The following is an 18,880-nucleotide window of genomic DNA, read 5'->3' as shown; positions in this document are numbered from 1 at the left end:
GTCGCCGTCGGGATTCAGCCCTCATTCTCGACGATCCGCAACCAAGGCCAGCGCTCCTGATAGCTCAGTGCCTTGCGCCGGAACTGCACCGGGTCAGGAAAGCGCGGATTGATCCGCAGAATCCCGGCTGCCAGATCATCAAGCGAATCCGGCGCATACAGCTCCCCACTTGCCACATCAACACCCACACAGGTGCAGGCGACAAGATAACGGTCGATTCCGTCGCGCGCGCTTTTCAGTGGCGGATAGGGTCGGCCAAAGCGCTCGGGATACCAGAGATGCACGCGTGCCTGGTTGCGCACTTCGATCTTCACGTCCAGGTCGGCGCAAGCTGTCCCTACCTCCCGGATCACGCGATCCTCGGCCTCGTAGGAAAGGTCGGAGTCATCGAAGTAGAAGATGTCGTAGTCGCTCACGCCCCGGTCTGCAGGCTGGCCGCTCGTGGTGTTCCAGAGGGCTTGAAAAAGACATCCCGCAGTGAGGTGGCACTGCGGAATGTCCAAGGACCGAAGCCTCGAGAGCAGCGAGGCGTTGACGGGATTGCACCGCGCGATACGAATGAAGTCGCGTGCAGAAACTTGCGTGGAAATCAGGGCCGGTGTCATGCCTCCATCTTGCCACGCGCAGGTTTCCGGGCACTCCGTCGAACAACCGACGCAGTGCCTCAGGACATATGTCTATTGAAGGCCCATGGACCAATTGGCAGCGCTGCTGTTGGCTGGATTGGACGAGGTAGGAGTCGCACGCAACATGAGCATGGACGCATTTGTAACCGATGCTGTGTTCGATGCATCCGTGCACGATGTCGCGGCACCCAAAATCGAACAAGTGATGGCCGTCGCTGTACTTCCGTTCATCACTGTGAACACCCATCCTCTTGTCGCATTTGCCCCGGTACCGCTGTTGTTCGGAGCCCCGTCCAAGACAACCTTCAGACCTTTGAGCGTTCCCGCCACGGGCACAGGAATTGCGTCGAATTCACTGACCGCAGTTTCAATCCCGTGCACCCCAACATACCTGGTTTGACTTGTGGACAGCGAACTGTTGATACTGAGCCCAACGAACACCGCCCCTGTACCAGCACCCGTCGGACCTTGCAGGCCTTGCGCACCTGTCGGCCCTGTAGGGCCTGTCGGCCCCGCCACCGTACTCGCCGCACCCGTTGGCCCTTGAGCGCCCGCTGGTCCTTGCGCCCCCTGAGGTCCTGGGACCGTGCTCGCTGCCCCTGCAGCACCCGCTGCGCCTGTGGCACCCACCGCACCCGCTGCACCTGTGGCACCCACCGCACCCGCTGCACCTGTGGCACCCACCGCACCCGCTGCGCCTGTGGCACCCACCGCACCCGCTGCGCCTGTGGCACCCACCGCACCCGCTGCGCCTGTGGCACCCACCGCACCCGCTGCGCCTGTGGCACCCACCGCACCCGCTGCGCCTGTGGCACCCACCGCACCCGCTGCACCCGCTGCACCTGTGGCACCCACCGCACCCGCTGCACCTGTGGCACCCACCGCACCCGCTGCACCTGTGGCACCCACCGCACCCGCTGCGCCTGTGGCACCGGTTGCGCCTGTGGCACCCGCTGCACCCGTCACGCCTGTGGCACCCGTCAGGCTACCTGTCGAAACCCAGGTTGTCGCGGTATCCTTACGGTACAGAAGTCCACCAGAGGAATCCAAATAAGAGTCCCCAACATTCCCGAGTTCGGGTGCAGGAGCTCCGGTACCTTGCAAGACGCTGTTGCCAGCGCCCCCAGTGGTTCCAGTAGCGCCTGTATTCCCTTGAGGACCCGTGGCTCCCGTAGCGCCTGCACTCCCTTGAGGACCTGTAGCTCCGGTCAAACCAGATGATCCCGACAATCCAATCGCCCCGGTCGCACCCGTCGGCCCAGTTGCACCCGTCGCCCCGGTGGCTCCCGTCAAACCAGCGGGACCGGCATCTGCAGAAAGCTCGCCTGCGGCGTTGCTCTTGACATAACCGCCTGTCGGTCCGAGACCCGGAATAGTGACCTTTCCGTCATTGGAAAAGCCTGTAATGGTTGCGCCCTGTGGCGTCTTGATCGCGACGCCGTTGGCCCCGGAGATGGTCACCTGAGCATGTGCGGAATAGGTGCTGGCAAGTGCCACGAGACCTGCCAACAAGGGGCTGATGGCGAACTTGCGGGAAACGGAGATATTTTTTTTCATGACAAGTGATTCCTGCCTAAACGAAAGAATGAATTCGAAAACGAAATGAATGTTTGGGGGCGGTTCAATCGGGCTTGCGACGCGATGTACCTGATCTGCGACGCGACAGATGTGCCGCTGCGGCAAGCAGACCCGACAGCAATGCAAGGCCAAACGGTCCCGTGACCGGCACAGGCTTCGTGACCGTTGGGGTCGTTGGCGTGGGAACTCCAAACCAGTTCACTGCCGCACCAGTGATGACATTGGTACCTGTGGGTGCCAAGCGCTGTCCACGCGACGCGTCGACGCCACTGACGCCAACGTTCGCGATGGTCTGCCCGCCACCCGTCGGCAAGGTGAGGTAGGCGGTCCCGCCTTGTCCGGTCAGCGTGACTCCGTTGAGCGTTAACTGCCCTGTCACTGTCTGCTCGCTGCCCGACGTGAAGTTGAGCGTATGCCCCGCCACCGTCGCCGACAGCGCGTTGAACGTGGTGTTGCCGGTAAAGGTGGTGCTGGTGTTGGCGCAGGCATTGCTTGCCGTGACGATGCTGCCCGCGCCGCTGAACGTGCCGCTGTTCTCCCAGCCCACAGTGACTTCCAGCGTCGCGTTGGCGGCAGTGAACGTCACGCCCGAGCCGATGATGACTTTGCCGATTTTCGTGAAACTCGCCCCGGTGGCATCGAAGGGTCCGTTCACCACCAGATCGCCGCAGTCGAGATCCATTGAGGCACCAAAGCTACCGCCTGCGGGATCGACGGTGTAGCCCGCAGCGTAGACCATTGGCGCGGCAGTGGCCATGCCCGCGAGGCAGGCAAGCGTAGCCGTGACCCGGCGTGGCACGCGCCAGCTCGCAACCGTTTCGCCCCCTGTCGGTTCCGGCTTGAATGACAAAAGCTCTCTGTTCATCTTTTTATTCAATTGATAGTGGAATCAATGAGTCCGCGCGCCCTGGCATACCGAGCACACGTCCCGCTTCACCGACTCCTGTCTTGAGACGCCGTTTTGCCAGCGACGCCGTGTGCATGGCTCGCCAAACGGCTGGTGCGCACGCGCAACCAGCCCGAGAGTGGGTGTAAACGAATGTTAAAAAATCAAAAAAGAATGCGCCCCATCCGTTCGGATGGGAAAACGCAGATGTGCAAAGAAAAATGCATCGGGCACCCAAGGGAAGCCCCACACCTCGGCAAACCGGAATCGGTCAGCGCGACGCGGGAATCCGCAGATGCACCGCCAAGCCGCCGCCCTCTGCCAGACTGGCGTGCATGTCGCCGCCATGCAGCTGCGCGATGGAGCGTGCCAGATAGAGCCCAAGACCTGTGCCATCGGCCGAGCGGGCCTGCTCTGAGCGGAAGAAGCGCTCGAACAGCAAGGGGAGTTCCGCCTCGGAAACGCCATCCCCCCAGTCACGCACCGTGCAAACGATGTGCCTGTCGCCTGCACGGGCGAGGGAGACGGAGATCGCCGTGCCACTCTCTGTGTACTTGCATGCATTGGAGAGCAGGTTCTGCAGCACGTGTTCCAGCAGATTGGGGTCGCCCATGCAAACGTAGTCATGGGCGTTGCCCTCAGTCTCCATGAGCAGAGGGCGCTCGTGCAACAGGTGTGCGTTGGTGGCAATCACCCGCCCCATAAGCTCGGCCATGTTCAGTGGCTGGGCCTGCAGGCGCACGGCGCCACTATCGAGACGCACGCTGGTGAGCACGCTGTCGATCAGTTTGTTCAGATGCTCGACCGTGCTGCGCGTGAGGTTCATCTTCTCGAGCACGAGTTCAGAGTCGGCAAAGCCCGAATCTGGCGCGCTGCGCGCGGTGCGCATGAGGCGCTGCGCGGTGGAGTCGATCACGGCAAGCGGCGTGCGGAACTGGTGAGACACGAGCGAGACGAAGTTGCGATAGGTCTCGGTGGCAAGCTGTGCCTGATGCAACTGGTGCACGGTGAGCTGCAGCGTGTCACGTTGCTCGGCGATGATGCGCAATTGTTTGCGCTGATGCGAATGCGATTTGAGCAGTTGCCACACGAGCACGCCCCCAGTGAGCAGCACCACCGAAAACGCCGCAAACGCCGCCCGGATCAGCTCGCCGATCTGCTCGAGCTGCTGACTGCGTTCGTCTCGCTCCACCACCATGACCTGATTGCCTGCAGCGGCCAGTGCGCGGGTCAGCGCCGAGAGTGCCCGGTGTACATCTGAATCGCGCGGCTGGTCGACGATCGAGCCGGTGTCCACCGCCAGAAAATGATCCACCGCCGCGAGCACTGCGTGCTCATGATCGAAGTGCTCGAGCAAGCGCTTTTGCGGGCCATCCTTCAGTACGGTCAGACGGCTGAAGAACAGGTCTTCCTGCAGCGACAGCTCGTCGCGGCTGATGAGGCCCTGCCGAAACCGCTCGTCGTCGCGCTCAAGCTGAGTGCCGTGGTTCTGCGCCTGCGAGAGACTCCACAGCGTGTTCTTGGCTTCACGAATATTGAGCTTGCCGTACAACACCACCAATTGCCACGCTACCGCAACGCTGAACGCGAAGAACAGCAGCGCGATGCCCAGCAGCAGCACCCAGCGCCGACGCGCCCGTCTGGTGTCAAGGATCGGAGGCGGTACGGCCAAAGACTCCATCACGCAGCGCCATCAATGCCGCGCGGAAGCAGGCATGGCGATATCGTTCCACGCCACGGACATGAGCATGGCCACCAGTTCGGCTTGGCGCTTGGTGTCGGTCTTGCTGAAAAGATTGCGCAGGTGATAGGCCATGGTGGCCGCACTGACGTTCATCTGCTCGCTCATCTCTTGCTTGGTAAGTCCATCGATGAGCAGACTGGCCACCTGCATTTCGGTGGGCGTGAGCGAAAAGCGCCGCGCCAGCCCTGCGCGGTTGTGCAGATGGCGTTGTGACAGGTCCGACAGAAAGACGACAAACGACTCATCGCGCCGCGCCTGCGACGCCCTGCGCTCGCCAAGGGCCAGCAGAGAGACCTGCCAGTTCTTGGGCGTCGCTCCGTGCGAGGTGATATCCACCTTTGCAGCCTCTCGGTCTCCGATCAGAAACTGGCGCACATCCGCATGCTGGACGATGTCGCCGTGCAGCACGATCTGCCCGGCCCCGCCCACCGACAGCAGACCGTGCTCCGCATCGCGGCACAGACTGTAGGCAGCACGATTGGCGAAACGCACCCCCAGCGCCGCATCGCACACCAGCGCGCAGTGACTGATTTTGTCGAGCACATTGGTCCATTGCAGCAGTTGCTCGTTCGACTGTTGCTGCAATTGCGTGAGGTAGTTGGACTGCATGCGCCCCACCTGCGCCAGACGCGATGCGACGCTTGCCAACAGAATGTCGTAGTCCACCGGCTTGACCAGATAGTCGTCCGCCCCGGCCCATTTGCCGCGCAGCACATGCTCGCGATCTGCCAGCGCGGTGAGCAGCATGAACGGGACATCGCGCAACAAATCTCCCGTACGCAGTTCGGACATGAATTCAAGCCCGCTTTTCCCGGGCAGGTTGATATCACAGACGATCATCGACGGAGTCAATTGTGTCAACAGGTTCTGCGCTTTCGCCACATCGGGCACCCCAATGGGCTCATAGCCTGCCGCGCGCAGTTCGTCGCAGAGGTCACGCAGCAGGGACGGCTCGTCTTCCACGCACAAAATGACGGGACGGATTGAGAATGCGCACATGGATGGATTTTTCATGGCCGCCTCATAGCCCGACGGACTGAACCGTCAACTGTCGCAACTGCCAAGCCCAACGGTGGTCGTATTTGGCATCGCGTAGCGTGCTGTCACTGCTGCGCGGGTAGACGATCCACAGCGGACCCTTGTCACGCCGCGTGAGCACACTGCCATCCATGGACCACGCAACGATCACTGGCCAGCGCACAAAGTCCTCGGAAGGAATCGTGATCACATACCCATTGAGCGCCTTGGCCTGCACGATGCTGCCTGACCTCAAGCTGATGCCGACCGCTTTGAACACGTCGGTCATCAGCGGCCCGGTGAAGGTCTTCACGCCGTCGGTCCACGCCGTCACCGTCCGGACGGACTGCTGAGGCAAGGAAGCAAGCTGCCTGGCGCTCACCGTCACGGGCTCACGAGATGGAGAGAGAATTTCGAGATTACCCGTCGGAACCGCAACTTCCGCCCTGGCTACCGCGAAGCCGCCGACGCACCACCACGCCATGGCCGCAAATCGCAGCCCTCTTCTCTTGATCCAGACCTGTCTGGACTCGGTTGCCATGTTTCCAGCCACCCCATCACCCCTGTTGCGAGCTCGCTCCCGAGCCCAGTCATTGGTGCGCGTTCACTGGAACCTCAAAACCTACTGAATTCAAGTGATCGTTCGCAAATATGTATCCATTAGATACCCCGAGTTGCTATTTGCATATCACTTAAATACGGTATTTTGGACAATATAACTTACCAAAAAACCTTCGCGTTGGAGTTCCCTGGACCTGAAAATATCTGCTCCGGTGGACCCCGTCATTCGCCATAAAAATGGTTTGTCTGCACTCACTCTCATTAATCAGCAATACGGGTTGCAGAATTCAAATAGGCTTCCGAAAAATCAGCATCCCCCCACAGTCGCCACAGAGCGGCGCGGATCTTCAACGGACCGGTCCACTACGAACTTGACCGGGAGAACACCTGGCGCGCGTGCATGCCGCAGTCACTGCCAGTGTTTTCCTGCTGCTTTGATGTCCAATGGGAAAGTGCCGAAACCTGCAGCGAGACCTGCCAGGATCAGAAGACGCACGGAGCAGGCACCTCACTCCCTGCGGCCAAAACAGGCCGTGAACCGGTTCATTCTTCAGGAACGACAGGGCGGCTCGTTCGCAACAGGAACGTGAAAGTGCGCTGCTTGATGCAGTATCAGCGGGCCGCCTTCGCTTGCTGCGTTCGCGAACTCACGCGCGACTGCAGCGTTGCCAATAGTTCGGGCGGCAGGAACTTGAATGCCAGCTGGAGCAGAAAATAAGCAATCAGCCCATCGTCCAACCACCCCAACACGGGGATGAAGTCGGAGATGAAATCCACGGGGCTCACCACATAGAGCGCGGCCAACACCGTCACAAGCTTGGCGGCCTTCGGCGCGCGCGGGTCACGCAAGACGGCCCAGGCGAGCAGCAGCTCCTTGCGAAACATGGTGAACAATCGACCCAGCTTCCACATGGTGGTACCTCCGGTGGTGGATGACAGACATACTAACTCTTGGTTTGCTTGCTCTGGGCTGATGTTTCTTCGCTTGATTCTCCCAATGAGGGGCGGAGGGAAAGATCGGCTGTGGCTGACGGAATAACGTGTGGGCGGGGTGGGGGATAACAAGAGATTGTCGATTTTTATTATTTTTTTTATATGTAACGACTTGGAAGGGTCGTTGTCTTTTTGGGGGATGTTGGGTGATTGAGGGCTGAGGCCGGGACTGCCCCGGCGGGGCAATCACTTTTTGCATACGCGCAAAAAGTAATCAAAAACGCGCTTTCAATGCGGGGGCACGCGGCAGAACTCACTGCGCGACTGCGTCGCTCCGTTCGGGCAACCGCCGCGAGCTAGAGGTTTACTAAAAGGTGCTTGCGGCACATTGCTGCGCTCGTGCTGGGTGTCTGTGGAGAGGGGTTCGGTGCCAAATGCCCACTGCGCTTTTGAGTGTGCAATGCTGAAACGGCCGCTCGCAAATCACGCCGCTCCTGCACCCCAACATCTCGCGAAGTCGCGAGATGCACGGCACGAGCGCAGCGACGTGCCGACCACACCTCTTAATTAAACACTGACTCGCGGCGGTTGTCCGAGCGGCGCGCGAAGCACAAAGCGAGTTCTGCCGCGGGTTTTCAAAGCGCGTTTTGGGTTACCTTTTGCGCGCAAGCAAAAGGTAACTCCGCCGCCGGGCGGAACTCCCGGCCAGCAGCTCTCAAAAAACCCAAGCCGCGCCAAGAAAATGGAGCAAAGAGAATCAGCCCGCAGTCAGCGCAACCACCCCACCCATATAAGGACGTAACACCTCAGGCACAGTCACAGACCCATCAGCGTTCTGATAGTTCTCAAGCACCGCCACCAGCGTGCGGCCCACTGCGAGGCCCGAGCCGTTCAAGGTATGAACCAGTTCGTTCTTGCCAGCGGCGTTCTTGAAACGTGCCTGCATGCGACGTGCCTGGAAGGCTTCGCAGTTGGAGATCGAGCTGATTTCGCGGTAGGCGCTCTGGCCGGGCAACCAGACTTCGAGGTCGTAGGTCTTGGCAGCGCCGAAGCCCATGTCGCCGGTGCACAGCGACATCACGCGGTAGGGCAAGCCGAGCTTCTGCAGCACGGTTTCGGCATGCCGGGTCATTTCTTCCAGCGCTTCGTAGCTCTTCTCTGGATGCACGATCTGCACCATCTCGACCTTGTCGAACTGGTGCTGGCGAATCATGCCGCGCGTGTCACGGCCGTAGCTGCCAGCTTCGGAACGAAAGCACGGCGTGTGCGCGGTAAGGCGGATCGGCAGCTCGGCTTCGGTGACGATCACGTCGCGCATAAAGTTGGTGAGCGGAACTTCACTGGTCGGGATCAGATAGAGCGCCGAGTTGTCGGGCACGGGCTCGCCATCCTGGCCGCCCTTCTTCGCGGCAAACAGGTCGCCTTCGAATTTGGGCAACTGGCCGGTGCCGCGCAGCGAATCGGTGTTCACGGCGTAGGGCACGTAGCATTCGGTGTAGCCGTGCTCGCCGGTCTGCAAGTCGAGCATGAACTGCGCGAGCGCGCGGTGCATACGGGCGATGCCACCCTTCATCACGGTGAAACGCGCGCCCGAGAGCTTCACGCCCATGTCGAAGTCAAGGCCAAGCGGCGTGCCGACGTCGACGTGGTCCTTGGCCTCGAAGGCGAATGTAGGCGGTGTGCCCCATTTGCGCACTTCGACGTTGGCGTGTTCATCGGCGCCGACCGGCACGCTTTCGTGCGGCAGATTGGGCACGGCCTGGAGCATGCCGAGCATTTCCGACTGGATCTGCTCAAGGCGCGTGGCCGACGACTCTAGTTCGCCCTTGAGCGCCGCGACCTCAGCCTTGGCGGCTTCCGCGGCGTCCTTCTCGCCCTTGCCCATCAGCATGCCGACCTGCTTGGACAGCGTATTGCGCTTGGCCTGCAGTTCCTCCGTGCGTTGCTGGATGGTCTTGCGTTCGGATTCCAGAGACTTGAAAGCGTCCACATTCAGGAATGCCTGTGGCTTTTTGCGGGTCTCGAGACGAGCGACGACCGAATCGAGGTCTTTACGGAGTTGGAGGATGTCTAGCATAGACCGCCGATTTTAATGGAGCGGCCGAAGCGGGGCGCCAAGCGGCAGAAATTCGCCGTGTCGCCGATGCCCATTCGCGACGTTGCGGGAGGGCACCGGGTGTGGCAGGTGCAGCGAAAAGCCCTCCGAAGAGGGCTTTGCATGTATCGCTTGGAACTCACCAATCAGTTTGAAATCGATTCCGTCGACAGATCGATCTCCGGCTCGGGCACACGGGTAGCGAGCACCTTGTCGATGGTTTTGCCATCCATGTCGATGACCTCGAAGCGCCAGTTTTCCCACTGCACCGCGTCGGTCTCGGCGGGCAGCTTGCCGGTGAGGAACATCAGCATGCCGCTGAGCGTGTGGTAGCGGCCACGATCTTCCTCGGGGACACTGGCCAGATTCAGGCGGTCCTTGAGTTCCGGCACGGGGATGTGGCCGTCGAGCAGCCAGCTGCCGTCATCGCGCTGCACGGCCCAGGACGTCTCTGGGTCGCGCGGCTGGAATTCACCAGTGATGGCCTCGATCAGGTCCTGCAGCGTGACGATGCCCTGCACTTCGCCGTATTCGTCGATGACGAAGGCCATCTGCACGTCGGACAGGCGGAACTCGTCGAGAAGTTCCAGACCGTTGATGGTTTCGGGCACGTACAGCGCAGGCTTGAGCGGCTGGTCAACCAGATCGCGGGCTGCCGGATCGCGCACCGCACGGGCCAGCCACTGGCGCGCATTGATCACACCCAGCACGTTTTCCATGCTGCCACGCACCACGGGAAAGCGTGCATGGTCGGACTCTTCCACCAGCTTGAGGTTGGCCTCGAATGAATCTTCGACATCGAGGTAAACGACATCGCCACGCGGCAGCATGAGCGAACCGATCTGGCGGTCGTCGAGGCGGAACACGTTGCGCACCATCTCGTGCTCATGGGTTTCGATCACGCCCGCACTTGTGCCTTCTGCCAGCACGGCGTGGATTTCATCCTCGGTCACCGCGCTGTTAGAGCCTTCCTTCACGCCCAGTGCACGCAGCAGACCCACGGTGGAGCCAGCGAGCAGCTTCACGAACGGCTTGGTAGCAATCGCCAACCAGTTGATCGGGCGTGCAACGATGCGCGCCAGCGTCTCAGGGTAGCTCTGGCCCAGACGTTTGGGCACGAGTTCGCCGATGACGATGGAGAAATAGGTAATGAGCACCACGACCAGGCCGGTCGATACATAGCCCGCCATCTTGGCTTCCATGCCCATCTTGATGAGCCAGATGCCGAGCGGCTGCGCCAGAGCCGCTTCGCCGACAATGCCGTTGAGCACGCCGATCGAAGTAATGCCGATCTGGATGGTGGAGAGAAAACGCGTGGGATCTTCACCCAGCTTGACGGCTGCCTTGGCGCCGCTATCGCCCTCATCGATAAGTTTTTGCAGACGCGTCTTGCGCGCAGAAACCAAGGCCAGCTCGGACATGGCAAACAAGCCATTGAGCAGGATGAGGGCGAACAGTATTGCTATTTCCATGATCAGGGAGACCGATGTACTCCCCCGGTGTAGAGAAGCCCAAATTGTATGAATTTGCGCGACCCCGGCTGAACGAGTACCCGGCGCGCGCTACGGGCATCATAGTGCGCGTTGTGGCCGCGTTCATGAAAATTTGAGGAAATTGCGATGCAATCCTACACGGGCTGTACGCTTGATGCTCTCAATTAAGGAGCTTCATTCAAGCGTTGTATTGTCGCATCAGCCACTGAAAAGTCTCAGCGGCCAGTCTCCGGGGCTTTGCGCACTTCGATTTCGAGGCCGGTCGCAGCATCGATCTTGAGGCCCTTGGGCAGCGGGAACTTGAGCGTTTCCTCCACGCCATCCATCTTGCGCACCGACGTCGCACCCAACTCCTTGATGCGGTGGATCACGTCCTTGACCAGCACCTCAGGTGCCGACGCGCCGGCCGTGAGACCCACGCGCGCGATGCCGTCGAACCACTCGTGCTTGAGTTCATCTGCGCTGTCGATCATATAGGCCGGTGTGCCCAGACGCGCTGCCAGCTCGCGCAGGCGATTGCTGTTGGAACTGGTGGGACTGCCGACGACGATCACCAGATCGACCTGGCCGCTCAGCAATTTCACGGCGTCCTGACGGTTCTGGGTGGCGTAGCAGATGTCCTGCTGCTTGGGCTCGCGGATGCTCGGAAAACGTGCGCGGACGGCGGCGGTGATGGCGGCGGCATCGTCCACCGAGAGAGTGGTCTGCGTCACGACAGCCAGACGCTCGGTCTGCCCCGGCGCCACGGTGACCACGTCCTCCAGGTCCTCGACCAGATGGATACCCTCGGAGAGTTGGCCCATCGTGCCTTCCACTTCGGGGTGCCCCTTGTGGCCGATCATGATGAACTCGTAGCCTTCCTTGGCAAGCTTGGCCACTTCCACATGCACCTTGGTCACCAACGGGCAGGTTGCATCGAAAATCTGGAAGCCGCGCGCCTCTGCTTCGCGCTGCACGGCCTTGCTCACGCCATGGGCGCTGAAGACCAGCGTCGCACCTGCGGGCACGTCATCCAGCTCTTCAATAAAGATCGCGCCCTTGTTCTTCAGGTCGTTCACCACATAGGTGTTGTGCACGATCTCGTGACGCACATAAATCGGGCGGCCGAACTTTTGCAGCGCGCGCTCGACGATCTCTATGGCACGGTCCACTCCGGCGCAGAAGCCGCGCGGCTCGGCGAGAACGATTTCCTGGGGTTTTTGCATGGGGTCTCGTGGGTCGCTTCTTCTATGTTGGTGATGTCGTGCGGATGCGGCTCAGAGCACGCCGATCAGTTGCACTTCAAAAGTCACGGGCAGTCCCGCCAGCGGATGGCTGAAGTCGAACAGCACGGCTTTGTCGCCCTCACGCACTTGCAGCACCGTGCCCGCGAAGGTACCTGTGCCGTCGGGCGTGGGAAACTGCACCACATCGCCGATGGTGTACTGCTCCATTGGATCGCCCAGCTCGTTGAGCGCCTTGCGCGCAAGCCATTGCTGCATGTCGGGGTTGCGCTCGCCGAAGGCCGCGCCCGCAGGCAGCTCGAACGTGGCACGTGCTCCTTCGGCCATGCCCAGCATGCGCTCCTCGACCGCCGGTGCAAGTTCGCCAGTTCCGAGCGACAGTGTGGCGGGCAGACCACCAAAAGTATTGATCACGTCACCGGCCGGCCCCGCCAGTCGATAGTGAAGTGTAAGGAACGAGCCGGGTTGCACCGTAGGCACGGCGGAATCGGAAACGGGAGTGGAACTTGACATGAATGGCCTCGCAAAACAGCCACCATTGTAAAAAATCGGGGATTCCCTTATGAGTCCGCCTAAAGAAAGCGGTGTTGACATGCCCCTCAAAGACCTCCCCGCCGAATCCCGCCCCCGCGAAAAACTGCTCTCCCGTGGCCCGCAGGCCTTGAGTGATGCGGAATTGCTCGCGATTGTGCTGCGCACTGGAATCAAGGGGAAAGGCGTTTTGCAACTCGCGCAGGAGCTGATCACCCCCGATACCGTTGTTCCCAATCCAAGGCAGACAGTGCCCAGGGTAGCCGAAGCAACACCGCACCACTCTGACGTGAAGACCACTGGATTTTCCGGTATCTCGGGCCTTCTGAACGCAAGCGGCAGCGATCTCAAGAAAATCAAGGGGCTCGGACCCGCCAAACGCGCAGAATTGGCCGCCATCCTCGAATTGGCACGACGAACCTTGGCCGAACAGCTGTGCAGGGACACGGTTTTTGACTCACCTCAAGCCGTCAAGCAATTCCTCCAACTGCATCTGGCCGCCAAGAACCACGAAGTCTTCATGGTGCTGTTTCTGGACAGCCAGAATCGCCTCATCGCGATGGAAGAACTGTTTCGCGGCACGCTCACGCAGACCAGCGTCTATCCCCGGGAGATCGTCGTTCGCGCCCTGCACCACCACTGTGCCGCTGTCGTCCTCTCCCACAACCATCCAAGCGGCAGCACCCATCCAAGTCCGTCGGATATCCAGCTCACGCAATTGCTCAGATCAGCGCTGGCGCTGGTGGATGTGCGCGTTCTGGATCATTTCATCATCGCCCCTGGCGCTGCGCTCTCCATGGCGGAAACTGGTCACATGTAGCGCCGGCGCGGGGCCAGCGGATCTGCGACAGACTCCGCGCCCATCAATGCAATCGATCGGGTGCGATTTTTCACCCCGGCGGTCGAGGAGGCTCCTTCAATGCGGTAAAAACGCTATTGTTCTTCTCCGCGCCATGTCAGACATCAAAATCCGCTCTCTCGCCGACCTCAAATCCCTGCGCAAAGCCATTGCAGAGGCTGCCGAGCGAGAGGCGGCTCGCAAGCACGCGCTGGCCGAGGCGCATCGCAAGGCGCAACGCGAGCAGAACTTGTTTCGCGAAGCCATTGGAAACGTCAAGGCCCTGCGCGGACAAAGCGACCGATTGTGGTACACCCCTGAGCCGCCCGAGCCCCTGCCCGTGCAGCGCGAACTCGATGAGGAACGCGTGCTGCGCGAATCGCTCAGCGACGCCTTCGACGTGAGCACGCTGCTGGACACCGACGATCAGCTGAGTTTTCGCCGCCCTGGCATCGGCCCTGATGTGACAAACAAGCTGCGCGCCGGGCACTGGAGCATTCAGCGCCAGCTTGATCTGCACGGCCTGCGCACCGACGAGGCCCGCGAGGCGCTCGGCGAATTCATCCGGCTGTCGTTTCGCACCGGTATCCGCTGCGTGCGCGTGGTACATGGGAAAGGCCTCGGTTCGCCCGGAAAAATGCCGGTGCTCAAGGGCCGCGTGCAAAGCTGGCTGGTACAAAAAAAGGAAGTGCTGGCCTTTGTTCAGGCGAGGCCCGCAGAAGGTGGAGCAGGTGCACTTGTCGTGCTGCTCCAGCCGTCGCAGCGCCGATAAGGACGCCCCCTGAGTCGCTTCGCGCCTTCCCCCTCTCTCGCCTGGATCGCGCCAGTTTCAGACATTGCCGACATCAGTAGTTCCGTGAACAACGGAGTCCGCACAGTTCGTCAACCCGGCCTCTTTCTACCTCGTAACCGAGATTGAGATCGTGTCACAGTGAGTGAGCATTCATGAGTCATTGAGCCAATCCCTCCCTGTTTTTCGCTCGCTCGCGCGACCATCGGCGCTCGCGTTTGATGCGACAAAAACATCGAGGGGGAAGTTTCATGGCGAACAACACGGCAATCGTCGCACGCAGTCTCTGGTGCGATCCGATGGAGCAACTGCTGCTGCAGGTTCAGCATTCGCAGCGCTTTCACAGTGAGGTACAAGACCCGTTTGCTCTACCGGAAGCGGCAGAGATCGACCTGCAATCGGGCACGAAGATCCTGCGCGATCAGCTTGATCTGTGTCTGCCCGATCCGCTGCCACTGGTGATCTCGCGCAGCTACTCCAGCCAGCACAGCGACAACAAGACCCCTACGCCCGTCGGGCTGCTTGGCCCCGGCTGGTGGCTACCGCACGAGGCCTCGCTGTGCCTATGCGACGATGGACTAGTGCTGCACAACGGCCCGGCCAGCCACCTGACGCTGCCCGCACTCGCTCCCGGCGAAATGACCTACAGCGCCGAACACCGGCTCTGGTTGGTACGCGGCGGCAGCGAGCAGCTCGAAACACGCTCACGCCATCCCGCTGCCGCGCTGCGCCTGCTCTGGCGCAGCCTGCATCCGGGCGACCGCCGCCGTTCATCCTTCTTCTTCGTGGCCCACCACGCACTTGGCCCTTGGTGGATCTTCGGGCCGCATCGTGATCAGGCGCTCGTGCCCGGCCAGCGACTGCCGCTGCGGGTGATTCGCGACCGCTTTGGCCGCATGCTGCAGTTCGGCCACGATCCGCACACAGGCCTCGCGACGGTGGCGGAAGACAGCTCGGGCAGGCAGTTTCGCCTCGAATTGAAATACTTCCCCCAACTCGTGCGCAAGTCGGCCGATGGCTTTGGTGCAGAACTTGGCTGGCGTATGTTGGGCGTGCACATCATCCGAGACGCGCATGTGCAGGAAGCGCATCCAATCAAACCGCACCAGCCCCCCATCGTGCGCTACGAATACACCATGCGAGGCGAGCTCGCGGCTGTCTATGGACGCAGCGAAACGCTGCAGCACCACTTCGAATACCACACACTGCAGCCCGGCCGTATCGTGATGCATGCACGCGCCGGTCGCTCGGATGTCGCGTTCGACTACAGCGATGACGGCCAGGTTGTCGAGCAACGCACCTCCGGCGGGCACAAGCTCCGCTTCCAGTATGGGGAATCGAACACCACCACCATCACCGACAGCCTGAATCGCCAGCGAGTATTGCAATTCGCGAAATCGGGAGAAGCACACCGCGCGGTGCGCCTCAAACGCGCCGACGGCAGCAGCGTGGGCCGCAAATTCGACGAGCAGGGACATTTGATCACGAGCACTGACGCACTAGGCCGCACCACATACTTCGAGCGCGACGAACTCACCGGCCAGCTGCTGTGCGTGCGCGAGCACGGCGGCAAGGAACGGCAGATGGTCTACAACGCACAAAGCCAGCTGGTGCGCGTCACGCTCGCATGCGGCACCGAGTTCCGCTACCAATACGATTTGATCGGCCGCCTCGTCGCCTCCACCGGCGCAGCCACGCGCACCACGCGTCTGCGCTACGCGCATGATGAGACCCACCTGCCCAGCCTCATAGAAGACGCACGCGGCGACAAGCTGCAATTGCAATGGACGCCGGAAAGTCTGCTTGCGAGCATCACCAACATAGACGGCCAGACCCTGTACCTCGAACATGACCGCTGGGGTCAGCTCATTCAGCAGCAAAGTGACGGAGCGCCCCGCATCCGCACCCTGCGCGACAACCACGGACGATGCGTGGAGCGCACCATCGGCGCCAACCCGCCGACCGTCTGGCAGTACAACCCGGCCGGTGACCTGATCCACCTGCGCGACGCCGCCGACAACCACCTGCTCATCGAACGCGACACCCATGGCCGCGTGCTGCTGCAACAGACCGCAGGCCAGCGCATCGAGTACCGCTACGACGCCGCCGGTCGCCTCATCGCGATCAGCGGCAAGAAAGGCGGCACCCTGCGATTTGCCTACGACAGCATGGACCGCATCGTCGAGCTGACCCACGCCAACGGCAGCGTGCAGACCTTCCGCTACAACACCGCGGGCGAGCTGTTCACACCCGGCAAGACCCATCCGCCCCGACATGTCGAGGCCATCGCCCACAAGCGACTGCCCAAGCCCGAGGAAGCATCGCGCTCCTGAAAACGATCAGGCCCGACAAAGCGCGATGCCTTGCCGGGCCTGAAGTCAAACGCTGCTTCGCGTCAGATCATTTCGACAGATCAACCTTGTACTTGGACGCGCCCTTGCCCGAGCCATCATCGGCAGTCAGCAGCGACACGTTAGCGAGCCCCGCTGCCTGCGCCACCGCAATTGCGCCAGCGCCCGAGCTGAACACCACGTCACCAGCAGTCTTCACCTGTGCGAACTTCCAGCTCTTCGCACTGCCATTGCTGGCGCGCGTCACCTTGGCATTCTTCTTCACATAGTCGATCACCACATCGCGGTTCGCATCGGGCGATGCCCAGATGGTTGACGATCCGTCGAGCTTGGGAATGAAGCTCTTGCCACTCGTCGCGCGGTAGTTATTGGTCGCGATCACGAACTCCTTAGCCGCGTCGATGGGCTTGCCCAGATACGTGAGGTTCTTGATGCGACCGCCCACGGGCTGCGTCACGTCGATCTCGTACTGCACGTCGGGCGTGGTGAACATGTCGAAGTTGTAGCCCGGGAAGCTGCTGATGAGCTGCTGCTCTGTGGTCTTAGTCGGATCGATCTGGTTGAAGCGCTTGGCGGCGGCCTCAAGCCAGTCCTTGATGTCGGCGCCGTTGACCTTCACCGCATAGACCGTGTTCGGATAAAGATACAGATCGGCCGCGCTCGAGATCGACAGCGCACCCGCCGCCACATCGGTGTAGTCCGCCGCACCCTGAAAGCCCGACTTGAACGGTGCGCTCACCGAAAGCACCGGCAGGTCCTTGTATTGCAGGAGGTTCGACTGAATGTAGGTCGCGACATAGTCACGCTGCGCCTGATTCACGATCTGGATCGCACCCGGATCGCCCACATCGGCGAACAGCGTGCTCATGCGGAAATCGGTGGTGCCGATGGGTGTCTTCACATAGGTGATCGCGGCCTGATGCTGGGGCTCGACTAGCGGCGCAATGCTGCTGTCGGCATCCACATACACGGTCTTGCCCGCTGCGTCCTTGCCGGTCTGTATTGTGCGCAGCTCGCTCTTCGACTTGGTCTTGTCAACGCTCCACGCCTTGCCATCCCACTTGAGCGGCAACTGGATCACGCCCAGCGCCTTGCCCCACGAACTCGCCATCACCGCAGGCACGCCGTTGACCGTACCGGCTTTGTTGTCCACCCCCGACTGCGAGAAGGCGGGCGTGACCGCCAAATCAGGAAAGACGCTGTGCTGGTGGCCCATCACCATCGCATCGATGCCCGGCACCTTGGAGAGATGCAGCCCCGGGTTCTCCATCGACGCGGAATACGGGCTGGCATCGAGCCCGCCGTGCAGCAGCGCCACCACGACATTCGCACCCTTGGATTTGAGCTCCGGAACATACTGATTGGCCGCTTCCACCGCGCCCTGCGTGTAGACCTTGCCCTCCAGATAACGCTTGTCCCAGTTCATAATGCCGGGCGTGGTGAAGCCGATCACGCCGATCTTGATCGGCAGCTTCACCTCCTTGCCGTCCGCATCCTTGGCCACCAGCGTGCGCTCAAGAATCGCATACGGAGCCACCAGCGGCTTCTTGGTCTTGCTGCTGTACACATTGGCCAGCACGGCGGGGAAGCCGTTGCCCGCGCACTTGAGCTTGGAGTCCACGCCTTCCACATCCATGCCGCCGCCAAGCACCTGATTCAGGAACGGCAGGCCGTAGTTGAACTCGTGATTGCCCAGCGTTCCCGCATCGAAGCCCAGCGCGCCCATGGCCTTGTACATCGACAGCTGCTGCATGCACGGAATGGTCTTCACCACGGCCTCGTAGTCGGCCAGCGCCGTGCCCTGAATCGTGTCGCCGTTGTCCACCAGCAGCGTGTTCGCGAACTCCTTGCGGGCCGCACGCACCAGCGTCGCCGTACGCTCGAAGCCGTAGCTCTTGTCCTCGGCCAGCTTGAAGTAATCGTAGCTGCGCACGTTGAAATGCAGATCGGTGGTCTCCAACACCGCCAGCGTGGCGGTTGCGGCCTTGGTGGAAGGCGATGTGTCGTCGTCACCATCGCCTCCACCGCAGGCGGCGAGCAAGGACGCTGCGGCGACAGCGGTAAGCACGTGACGGCGAGACGCGATGAACAAAGAGAATTCAACGCGGCGCTCGAAAATTGAGGACATATCGGGCTCTGAACAAGAAAACCCGGAGTTTGGAAAATTGGCATGACACCGCCGTGACGTTGCTGTAGCACCTCACTTTGCGGCGC

Annotated in this window: 15 protein-coding genes; 3 read left to right on the top strand and 12 right to left on the bottom strand. The window is 61.2% G+C overall.

Annotation, left to right across the window (positions count from 1 at the left end):
- Nucleotides 1-14: 14 nt before the first annotated feature.
- The 11 genes from G7047_RS00225 to G7047_RS00175 all read right to left on the bottom strand — a co-directional run bounded on the left by G7047_RS00225 (nucleotide 15) and on the right by G7047_RS00175 (nucleotide 12,669).
- A complete protein-coding gene (locus G7047_RS00225) occupies nucleotides 15-605 on the bottom strand; it encodes a nucleotidyltransferase family protein (protein WP_166299603.1) in 591 nt (196 codons plus the stop codon).
- A gap of 72 nt (nucleotides 606-677) precedes the next feature.
- Nucleotides 678-2,183 (bottom strand): hypothetical protein, encoded by a 1,506-nt coding sequence (locus G7047_RS31390; RefSeq protein ID WP_166299601.1) that lies wholly within the window; start codon nucleotides 2,181-2,183, stop codon nucleotides 678-680.
- 64 nt (nucleotides 2,184-2,247) lie between these two features.
- Nucleotides 2,248-3,069 carry an IPTL-CTERM sorting domain-containing protein gene (locus G7047_RS00215; protein ID WP_166299599.1) on the bottom strand — a complete coding sequence of 274 codons (822 nt, stop codon included), beginning with the start codon at nucleotides 3,067-3,069 and terminating at the stop codon, nucleotides 2,248-2,250.
- A 292-nt stretch (nucleotides 3,070-3,361) separates the two neighbouring features.
- Nucleotides 3,362-4,771 (bottom strand): sensor histidine kinase KdpD, encoded by a 1,410-nt coding sequence (locus tag G7047_RS00210; RefSeq protein WP_166299597.1) that lies wholly within the window; start codon nucleotides 4,769-4,771, stop codon nucleotides 3,362-3,364.
- A 12-nt stretch (nucleotides 4,772-4,783) separates the two neighbouring features.
- Nucleotides 4,784-5,848 carry a response regulator gene (locus G7047_RS00205; RefSeq protein ID WP_166299595.1) on the bottom strand — a complete coding sequence of 355 codons (1,065 nt, stop codon included), beginning with the start codon at nucleotides 5,846-5,848 and terminating at the stop codon, nucleotides 4,784-4,786.
- A gap of 7 nt (nucleotides 5,849-5,855) precedes the next feature.
- Entirely contained in the window at nucleotides 5,856-6,392 is a 537-nt protein-coding gene (locus G7047_RS00200; RefSeq protein WP_166299593.1) for a molybdopterin-dependent oxidoreductase, read from the bottom strand.
- Between the two features lie 632 nt (nucleotides 6,393-7,024).
- Entirely contained in the window at nucleotides 7,025-7,324 is a 300-nt protein-coding gene (locus G7047_RS00195) for a YkvA family protein (protein ID WP_166299591.1), read from the bottom strand.
- Between the two features lie 778 nt (nucleotides 7,325-8,102).
- Nucleotides 8,103-9,422 carry a serine--tRNA ligase gene (gene serS, locus G7047_RS00190; RefSeq protein WP_166299589.1) on the bottom strand — a complete coding sequence of 440 codons (1,320 nt, stop codon included), beginning with the start codon at nucleotides 9,420-9,422 and terminating at the stop codon, nucleotides 8,103-8,105.
- A 164-nt stretch (nucleotides 9,423-9,586) separates the two neighbouring features.
- Nucleotides 9,587-10,912, bottom strand: coding sequence for a hemolysin family protein (locus G7047_RS00185; protein ID WP_166299587.1), 1,326 nt, complete (start codon nucleotides 10,910-10,912; stop codon nucleotides 9,587-9,589).
- Nucleotides 10,913-11,148: 236 nt separating this feature from the next.
- Nucleotides 11,149-12,138, bottom strand: coding sequence for a 4-hydroxy-3-methylbut-2-enyl diphosphate reductase (gene ispH / locus G7047_RS00180; RefSeq protein WP_166299585.1), 990 nt, complete (start codon nucleotides 12,136-12,138; stop codon nucleotides 11,149-11,151).
- Nucleotides 12,139-12,189: 51 nt separating this feature from the next.
- The gene (locus G7047_RS00175) at nucleotides 12,190-12,669 is read right to left on the bottom strand and encodes a peptidylprolyl isomerase (RefSeq protein ID WP_166299583.1); all 480 of its coding nucleotides are present in this window, start codon (nucleotides 12,667-12,669) and stop codon (nucleotides 12,190-12,192) included.
- A 79-nt stretch (nucleotides 12,670-12,748) separates the two neighbouring features.
- Here G7047_RS00175 and radC point away from each other — a divergent pair, with 79 nt between their 5' ends.
- The 3 genes from radC (at nucleotide 12,749) to G7047_RS00160 (ending at nucleotide 16,648) form a co-directional block, all read left to right on the top strand.
- Nucleotides 12,749-13,507, top strand: coding sequence for a DNA repair protein RadC (radC, locus tag G7047_RS00170; RefSeq protein WP_166299581.1), 759 nt, complete (start codon nucleotides 12,749-12,751; stop codon nucleotides 13,505-13,507).
- Between the two features lie 133 nt (nucleotides 13,508-13,640).
- Nucleotides 13,641-14,297, top strand: a complete 657-nt coding sequence (locus G7047_RS00165) for a Smr/MutS family protein (protein WP_166299561.1) — start codon at nucleotides 13,641-13,643, stop codon at nucleotides 14,295-14,297.
- Between the two features lie 269 nt (nucleotides 14,298-14,566).
- Nucleotides 14,567-16,648, top strand: a complete 2,082-nt coding sequence (locus G7047_RS00160; RefSeq protein WP_166299559.1) for a DUF6531 domain-containing protein — start codon at nucleotides 14,567-14,569, stop codon at nucleotides 16,646-16,648.
- 67 nt (nucleotides 16,649-16,715) lie between these two features.
- On the opposite strand, the gene G7047_RS00155 is transcribed toward G7047_RS00160, so the two are convergent.
- The gene (locus tag G7047_RS00155) at nucleotides 16,716-18,794 is read right to left on the bottom strand and encodes a bifunctional 2',3'-cyclic-nucleotide 2'-phosphodiesterase/3'-nucleotidase (RefSeq protein ID WP_166299557.1); all 2,079 of its coding nucleotides are present in this window, start codon (nucleotides 18,792-18,794) and stop codon (nucleotides 16,716-16,718) included.
- Between the last annotated feature and the right edge of the window lie 86 nt (nucleotides 18,795-18,880).

This window comes from Diaphorobacter sp. HDW4A, assembly GCF_011305995.1.
Lineage (GTDB): Bacteria > Pseudomonadota > Gammaproteobacteria > Burkholderiales > Burkholderiaceae_C > Diaphorobacter_A.
Note: the sequence above shows the minus strand (reverse complement) of the source record. Positions and strands in the feature narration are given on the sequence as shown.

Bases quoted from the DNA above. Each gene is read 5' to 3' on its own strand.
- serS (WP_166299589.1), bottom strand. From the start codon at position 9,422: ATGCTAGACATCCTCCAACTCCGTAAAGACCTCGATTCGGTCGTCGCT.
- G7047_RS00165 (WP_166299561.1), top strand. From the start codon at position 13,641: ATGTCAGACATCAAAATCCGCTCTCTCGCCGACCTCAAATCCCTGCGC.
- G7047_RS00205 (WP_166299595.1), bottom strand. From the start codon at position 5,848: ATGAAAAATCCATCCATGTGCGCATTCTCAATCCGTCCCGTCATTTTG.
- G7047_RS00210 (WP_166299597.1), bottom strand. From the start codon at position 4,771: ATGGAGTCTTTGGCCGTACCGCCTCCGATCCTTGACACCAGACGGGCG.
- radC (WP_166299581.1), top strand. From the start codon at position 12,749: ATGCCCCTCAAAGACCTCCCCGCCGAATCCCGCCCCCGCGAAAAACTG.
- G7047_RS00155 (WP_166299557.1), bottom strand. From the start codon at position 18,794: ATGTCCTCAATTTTCGAGCGCCGCGTTGAATTCTCTTTGTTCATCGCG.
- G7047_RS00225 (WP_166299603.1), bottom strand. From the start codon at position 605: ATGACACCGGCCCTGATTTCCACGCAAGTTTCTGCACGCGACTTCATT.
- ispH (WP_166299585.1), bottom strand. From the start codon at position 12,138: ATGCAAAAACCCCAGGAAATCGTTCTCGCCGAGCCGCGCGGCTTCTGC.
- G7047_RS31390 (WP_166299601.1), bottom strand. From the start codon at position 2,183: ATGAAAAAAAATATCTCCGTTTCCCGCAAGTTCGCCATCAGCCCCTTG.
- G7047_RS00175 (WP_166299583.1), bottom strand. From the start codon at position 12,669: ATGTCAAGTTCCACTCCCGTTTCCGATTCCGCCGTGCCTACGGTGCAA.
- G7047_RS00200 (WP_166299593.1), bottom strand. From the start codon at position 6,392: ATGGCAACCGAGTCCAGACAGGTCTGGATCAAGAGAAGAGGGCTGCGA.
- G7047_RS00195 (WP_166299591.1), bottom strand. From the start codon at position 7,324: ATGTGGAAGCTGGGTCGATTGTTCACCATGTTTCGCAAGGAGCTGCTG.
- G7047_RS00215 (WP_166299599.1), bottom strand. From the start codon at position 3,069: ATGAACAGAGAGCTTTTGTCATTCAAGCCGGAACCGACAGGGGGCGAA.
- G7047_RS00160 (WP_166299559.1), top strand. From the start codon at position 14,567: ATGGCGAACAACACGGCAATCGTCGCACGCAGTCTCTGGTGCGATCCG.
- G7047_RS00185 (WP_166299587.1), bottom strand. From the start codon at position 10,912: ATGGAAATAGCAATACTGTTCGCCCTCATCCTGCTCAATGGCTTGTTT.